This window comes from Pseudomonas sp. FG98, from assembly GCF_057808595.1.
Map to the genome: position 1 here is coordinate 1 of NZ_JBMDIJ010000147.1, position 7,270 is coordinate 7,270.

At 65.5% G+C, this 7,270-nt stretch carries 5 protein-coding genes; all 5 read right to left on the minus strand.

The genetic code is table 11. From position 1 onward, the window contains the following. Positions 1–76 precede the first annotated feature (76 nt). Positions 77–2,515, minus strand: coding sequence for a TonB-dependent siderophore receptor (locus tag ACODSK_RS31860; protein ID WP_489022019.1), 2,439 nt, complete (start codon positions 2,513–2,515; stop codon positions 77–79). A 98-nt stretch (positions 2,516–2,613) separates the two neighbouring features. Next, positions 2,614–3,594, minus strand: a complete 981-nt coding sequence (locus ACODSK_RS31865; protein WP_489022021.1) for a FecR domain-containing protein — start codon at positions 3,592–3,594, stop codon at positions 2,614–2,616. Continuing rightward, the gene (locus ACODSK_RS31870; protein WP_489022023.1) at positions 3,591–4,115 is read right to left on the minus strand and encodes a sigma-70 family RNA polymerase sigma factor; all 525 of its coding nucleotides are present in this window, start codon (positions 4,113–4,115) and stop codon (positions 3,591–3,593) included. Before ACODSK_RS31870 ends, ACODSK_RS31865 begins: the two co-directional genes overlap by 4 nt. Before the next feature lie 401 nt (positions 4,116–4,516). Continuing rightward, the gene (locus ACODSK_RS31875; RefSeq protein WP_489022025.1) at positions 4,517–5,620 is read right to left on the minus strand and encodes an LLM class flavin-dependent oxidoreductase; all 1,104 of its coding nucleotides are present in this window, start codon (positions 5,618–5,620) and stop codon (positions 4,517–4,519) included. Between the two features lie 30 nt (positions 5,621–5,650). Beyond that, positions 5,651–6,985 carry an LLM class flavin-dependent oxidoreductase gene (locus ACODSK_RS31880; RefSeq protein ID WP_489022027.1) on the minus strand — a complete coding sequence of 445 codons (1,335 nt, stop codon included), beginning with the start codon at positions 6,983–6,985 and terminating at the stop codon, positions 5,651–5,653. Between the last annotated feature and the right edge of the window lie 285 nt (positions 6,986–7,270).

Genomic DNA, 7,270 nt, shown 5'->3' on the forward strand with positions numbered 1-7,270 from the left:
CAAGGTTCAGCGGTGTACGCGATACCTGTGGGAGCCGGCGTTGCCGGCGATGAGGTCAGGGCAGTCAACCCATCATTCAGAACCGATAATCCAGGCTCATCAGCACATTGCGCGGATCGCCATAGAAGTTGTGGTCATAGTCGATGGCCTTGTAGTAACGCCGGTCGAACACATTGTTGAGGTTCAGCGCCGCCGTCAGGTGCTCGTCGAAGTCATAGGCCAGCCGCGCGTTCCACACCGCATAGCCGCCTTGTTCGCGGCCGTAGTAGCCATAGCCTGCCGCCCGGCTCTGGGCATTGACCCCGCCGCCGACCGAAAGCTGCTTGAGCTCGCCCGGCAAGCGATAGTTGGCCCAGGTGCGCAGGATATGCTTCGGCGTATCGGTGGTACCGGTGATGTTTGCCGCGGTGGTCGCTGGCTCTTCGTCCAGATACTTGATCAGGTTCAGGGTGTAGGCCGCATACAGCTCCAGCCCCTCGGCCGCCTCGCCGGCAATCTCCGCCTCGAAGCCACGGCTGCGGATGGTCCCCGACGGTACATAGCAGGTGCCGCCGCACATGGCCGTGGCCGTCGCCGAGTCCACTGCCGAATCCACCAGGCCGATGTTGTCCTGTTCCATCTGGTACAGGGCCAGGCTGGTGTTCAGGCGCCCGCCGGCGTGCTCGCCCTTGAGGCCGATTTCATAGCTGCTGCCGGTGCGCGCTTCGAGGATGGCGCCGGCGGCGGTGCGCTGGGTCTGCGGCTTGAAGATCTCGGTGTAGCTGGCGTAGGCGTTCCACTCGTCGTTCAGGGCATAGACCAGGCCGGCGTAGGGCGTCAGTTTGTCGCTCTTGCGTGCTTCGGCGCGGCTGACGCCCCACGGCCCGTCGGAGTCGAACACGGTGCGGAAGCTGGACAGGCGGCTGCCGAGGATCAGCGACAGGCGCTCGCTCAACTGGTAGTCACCCACCGCGTAAAGGCCTTTCTGGGTCGAGGTATAGCCGTCGTCCCATTTGTTGGCGGCATAGATCGAGGCATCGCTGGGCTCGTCGGCGCTGGGCACGTAGCTGAACACGTTGAGCGGCCGCACCACGTTGTAGCGCGCGCCCCAGACATCATGGCTTTTCAGGCGCGAGTAGTTGCCGCCGACGGTCACCCCCAGGCGCCGGTCGAACAGTTGCAGGTCGCCGGTGACGTTCAGGTCGCCGCCCCAGTGCTCGGAGAAGTAGTCGAAGGCATAGGCATCGCCGGAAAAACCACTGGCCGAGTCGATGCGACCCCGTCGTTGCAGGTACTTGAAGTCGTTGAACTCGCGGACATTGACCAGGCTGCCCTTGAGCTTCCAGTTGTCGTCCAGTTGCTGGGTCAGGTCCAGGTAGTAGCTGTCCTGGCGCTTGTCCCAGCTGTCCCATTGGGTCCCCAGGTAGGTCGAGCGGCCGAAGTGCGGCATGCTGCCGTCGCTGTAGTTGGGCAGGCCCATGGTGTAGGGCGTGGCGTCGGTGCGTTCGTGGCTGTAGCCCAGGCCCAGGGTGGTGCTGTCGCTCAGGTCGAAGTCCAGCGCGGCATACCAGGTCTGGTTGTCGGCACCCACTTCGTCGACGAACGAGCCGGTGGTGTCGTAGTCCGCCACCAGTCGCCCGCGCAGGCGGCCTTCGCTGTCCAGTGGGCCGGCGGTATCCAGTTGCGCGCCGTAGTGATCCCAGGAGCCGGCCTTGGCCGAGAGATGGGTTTGCGCCGTGGCGGTCGGGCGCTTGCGCACCAGGTTCACCGCGCCGGACGGATCGCCGCCGCCTTCCAGCAGGCCTTGCGGGCCGCGCAGCACTTCGACCCGGTCGTAGATCGCGGTCTGCCCGCTGAAGCTGGAGCCACGGGCATAGAGCTGGCGCTCCAGCGGTACGCCGTCGTACTGGAAGCTGTTGAGGAAGAAACCGCGGGAGTAGAACTGGCTGCCGGTGAAGGACGGCACCACGGTGATCCCCGGCGTTTGCCCGAGGGCCTCGGTGACCGAGCGCAGGTTCTGTTCATCCATGCGCTCGCGGGTTACCACGCTGACCGCCTGGGGAATGTCCTTGACCCGCTTGTCGCCCTTGCCGATGGAGGTCACCGGCGAGGTGAAGGAGCCGCTGCCTTCGGTCGTCGCCGAGTCGCGGCGGGCATCGATGGTGGTCGCCCCCAGTTCCAGGGTCGAGCCGCCCTGAGGTGCGGGTTGCAGCAGGTAGCGATTGTCGCCGATGGCCTGGGCATCGAGGCCGCTGCCGCCGAGCAGGATCGCCAGCGCCTGGGGCACCGGGTAGCTGCCGCGCAGGGCGTTGGCGCGCTTGCCCTCGGTCAGGCGGGTATCACCGCTGAGGTAGATGCCCGCCTGCTCGGCGAACTGGTTGAGGCGGGCACTGAGCGGGCCGGCAGGGATATCGAAGCTTTGCACGCGGTGCTGTTCGGCGGCGTGGGCGGCCAGGCCGGGCATGACCAGGGCCGGCAGCGCCAGGGCCATGGCCAGGGCGAGCGGATCGAGACGAAGGCGGGACGATGACGACATGCTGGGTTCCTTGAAAAAAGTCGTGATGCAGTTGCTACTGGCTTGAATCGAGCGAGTCGAAAAAACCGGAAAGGCAAATGCGAATTTTTTTCAGGAGCTCATCCGGCGGCGGCTTCCAGCGGTTCGATGCTGACCCACCAGGGCAGGCGGCGATGGACTTTGACCGGCAAGGTGCGTTCAAGCATGGCCAGGGCCTGGTCGGTATCGTGCAGGGGGAAGGTGCCCATGATCTTCAGGTGGCGCAGCGCCGGATCGAGCCCCAGGTAACCGCGCCGGTAGCGGCCCAGTTCGGCAACGAAGCGGCTCAGCTCGATGTCCTCGGCCAGCAGCACGCCGCGGCTCCAGGCCTCGCGGGCGGGGGAGGCGGGCAGTGGCGCAGTGAAGGCCCGGGCGTCGAAGCTGATCGCCGAGCCGGCCGCCACTTCCTGCTGCGCCGACGACTCGGCACAGCGGGCGAGCACCCGTCCTTCGAACACTTCCAGATGGGTGATGCGATCTTCCAGGGCCACGCTGAAACGCGTGCCCAGCGGTTGCAGGTTGCCCTGGGCGGTGTGCAGCAGCAGCGGACGCGGATCGCCGGCGGTACTGACCAGTACCTCGCCGCGATACAGGTGCAGGATTCGCTGCCGATCATCGAAGCGCACGTCCACGGCACTGTCGCTGGCCAGCCACAGGCGCGTGCCGTCGGCCAGGCGCTGCTCGACGATCTGGCCGACCGTGCTGCGCAGGTCGGCCTGCCAGGCCAGCAGCGGCTCGCGCAGCAACGGACGCCAGGCCAGGGCACCGAGGAAACCGACGCTGCCGATTGCCGCCAGGCCGCGCATCAGGCGGCGCCGCTCGATGCCCTGGCGGCGCAGTTGGTCGAGGGTCTGGCCGGCATTCTCGGCATCGTCGTGCAACGGTGCGAAGCGCTGGCTGACCCGTTCGACGAACTGCCAGGCCTGGCGGTGCTGCTCGTGCTGTCCATGCCATTGCTGCCAGGCCTGGCGCAGGTCACGGTCATCGGGCTGGCCGGCCAGTTGCGCGTACCAGTCGGCGGCCTGTTGCAGGATGGCGTGGTCGGGTGGGCTGTTGTTCACGTCAGCGCCGCGTCCAGTTCGGCTTCCAGCAGCATGCACTGGAACATCGCCTTGGCCATGTAGCTGGTCACCGTGCGCTCGCTGATGCCCATGCGCTCGGCGATGGCGCGATAGCCCAGGCCGTGCAGTTGGGCGAGGAGGAAGGCTTCGGCCACCGGCGCCGGCAGTTTCTCCAGCATGGCCTGCACCTGGCCCAGGGCTTCGAGGACCATGGCCTGGTGTTCTTCGCTGGGCATGCAGGCCTCGGGGCGGTTGGCCAGGGTCTCCAGCCAGGCCTGTTCGACCCGTCGACGCCGCCAGAAATCCACGCACACATTGCGCGACACCGAGCCCAGCCAGGCGCGGGCATGGGCATCGCTGGGAAATTCCCGAGGCTGGGCGAGCAGGCGGACAAACACGTCATGGGCCAGCTCGGCGGCATCGCTGGCGTTGCCCAGCTTGCGCCTGAGCAGGGAACGGACCCAGCCGTGGTGCTCCTGGTAGAGCCAGCCGACATCGGAAGGCGAGGGGGATCGAGGCATGGAGGACAATGCACTGTGATATCAAATGTGAATTGTTCTCGATAATACGTTGATAGCACCGTGCCGCACAATCGGCGCGGTGGCAACGAGGTGCAAGCGTCTGGCAGGGACAAGCAAGCGGCATGGGGACTGGACGTGGATACTGAGCCTGCCCCCTCTGGTAGGTCCCTTTGGGTGCGACGGCAATATCTTCATATCTGCGCTACGTTTGAACCGCCAGTAGGGTTACTGGCGGTTTTTTTTCGCCTGGTCTTTATGTCGTTCACCAGGGCCTCATCGCTGGCAAGCCAGCTCCCACAAGGACTGCGCCGGGCACAGATCCCATGGTCGGACCTGCACCCTGTGGGAGCCGGCTTGCCGGCGATGAGGCCATTGGCAGCAACCCAAAGAGCGGTTCCTTGCTAACCGTTCGCCCGCTTCCCCTGCGCCTGCTGCGCCACCAGGTTGCGGATGCGCGGCAACAGTTCCTGCCCGTATTCCACCGCATCGCGCAGCTGATCGAAGCCACGGAACAGGAAGGTAGTCACGCCAAGGTTGTAATACTCCAGCGCCGCCTCCGCGACCTGATCCGGCGTGCCCACCAGCGAAGTGGAGTTGCCTGCGGCGCCGGTCAGTGCGGCGATGGCGGTCCACAGGCGCTTGTCGTGCACCACCTTCTGGCTGGCCAGCTCCACCAAACGCGAGGAGCCGACGTTGTTCTTGCCCACGTTCAGCTCGCGGCGCTTGCCGGCACGCTGCTCGTGCAGCACCTTGGCGTCCGCCAGGATCCGCTCGGCCCGGGCCCAGGCTTCGTCTTCGGTAGCACCCAGGATCGGCCGCAGCGACAGACTGAAGCGAATGTGCTTCTCCCGCCCATACTTGGCCGCTGCCCGGCGGACCTTGGCGATGCGTTCGCGTACCTGCTCCAGCGGCTCGCCCCACATCATGTAGACGTCGGCATGCTTGGCCGCCACTTCCACGGCGGCATCCGAGGCGCCGGAGAAGTAGATCGGGATATGCGGCTTCTGCAGCGGCTTGACCAGGGTCAGGTTGTCCTGCACGCGGTAGTGCGTCCCTTCGTGGCTGAACGGCTGGGTCGAGCTCCAGACCTGCTTGGCCACGTCCAGGTACTCCTCGGTACGGGCATAGCGCGCATCCTTGTCGATGAAGTCGCCGTCGCGCTGCAGGTCGCCGCTGTCGCTGCCGGTGATCACGTTGATCGAGGCGCGCCCGCGGCTGAGCTGGTCGAGGGTGGCGAACTGGCGGGCGGCGAAGGTCGGTGCCTGGAAGCCCGGACGGTGGGCGACCAGCAGGCCGAGCTTCTCTGTGTAGGCGGCGACATGGCTGGCGATGATCAGCGAGTCCGCGGCGCTGGTGGCAACCGCCAGCAGCGCCTTGTCGAAGCCGCCGTATTCCTGGGCCTGGGCGAAGGCCTTGATGAACTCGAGGTCAACACCCGGACCACGTGGGGCCTGGGATTCGCTGGCTTCCTGGGGGCCGATCAGGCCGATGAATTCTAGGGTCATGAAACAGGTTCCTTGGGTGAGTGGGGCGGTTCAGGCGACCGCTTCCTGGGTGCGACGCAAGGTATGGCGGTTGTCTGGCACGGCGAGGCCGAAGTTGTCGCGCAGGGTCTGGCCTTCATATTCGCGGCGCAGCAGGCCACGCTCCTGAAGGACCGGCACCACCAGCTCGGTAAAGCGTTGCAGGCCATCCGGCAGCAGCGAATTGATGATGAAACCGTCCGCCGCCTCGTGTTCGAACCAGTCCTGCACGGCGTTGGCCACTTCTTCGGCGGTGCCGACGAAATCGCGCTTCGGCGCGGAGAAGCGCAGGGCCACCTGGCGCAGGGTCAGGCCTTCCTCGCGGGCGATGCGCTTGAGCTGGTCGGACGAGCCCTTGTGGCTCTGGCTGCCGAGATCGCCGAGGTCGGGGAAGGGCGCGTCGAGGTCATGGCCGCTGAAGTCGTAGTCGTTGAACGGCCGGCCGAGGGCCACCAGCGCGTCGTCGATGCTGACCAGTTCGGCCGCCTGCTGGTAGCGGCGCTCGGCGTCCTCGGCATCGACGCCGACGATGGGGCGGATGCCCGGCAGGATGAACAACTGGTCCGGGTTGCGGCCGAAATTGCGCGCGCGTTGCTTGAGGTCCTGGTAGTAAGCCCGGGCGTCGCTGAAGCCCTCGGGACTGACGAAGATCGCATCGGCCTGGCGTGCGGCGAAGTTGCGCCCGTCCTCGGAGGTGCCGGCCTGGAAGATCAGCGGCTGGCCCTGGCGCGAGCGGGCGATGTTCAGCGGGCCCTTGACCTTGAAGAACTCGCCCTGGTGGTTGAGGGCGTGGAGCTTGTCCGGATCGAAGAACTCGCCGCTCTGTTTGTCGCGGGTGAAGGCGTCGTCCTCCCAGGAGTCCCACAGGCCCTGGACCACCTGCACGTGTTCCTTGGCAATCCGATAGCGCTCGGCATGGGGCGGATGCTCGGCCTTGCCGAAGTTGTCGGCGGTGCCGGACAGCCACGAGGTGACCACGTTCCAGCCGGCGCGACCGCCGCTGATATGGTCCAGCGAGGCCAGTTGGCGGGCGACCTGGAACGGTTCGGTGTAGCTGACGGTGATGGTCGCCACCAGGCCGATATGCTCGGTCACCGCGGCCAGCGCCGAGAGGATGGTCAGCGGCTCGAAGCGATTGAGGTAGTGCGGGCTGGACTTGGCGTGGATATGCAGGCTGTCGGCGATAAAAGCGAAGTCGAATTTCGCCCCCTCGGCCAGTTGCGCCTGCTGCTTGTAGAAACCGAAGTTGACGCTGGCATCGGCCAGCGCATCGGGATGGCGCCACTCGCCCCAGCCGTGGCCGACACCGTGGATCATTGCGCCGAGTTTGATCTGTCGTTTGCTCATGCTTCGCTCCCGAGGAGAAGTGGGACGAAGCGCGGGAAGGAGTCCCGGCTTCAGTCGTCGATAACGGCCTCCGCCAGGAAAGGGGTCGGTCTGTGGGTTAGACCTTAAGCTGTAGAAGCGGGTGCTGTGAAAGCACATTTTCTTCTATGCTAATTATGTAATTTATGCATTTTAAAATTGATTGATATCAATAAATTGAATTTAAGGCTTTGTCATGATCTCTGTGGTTCGCCGGACCCTGTGGGAGCAGGTTCACCGGGACGCCGGACCGCCGCGATTGCAATG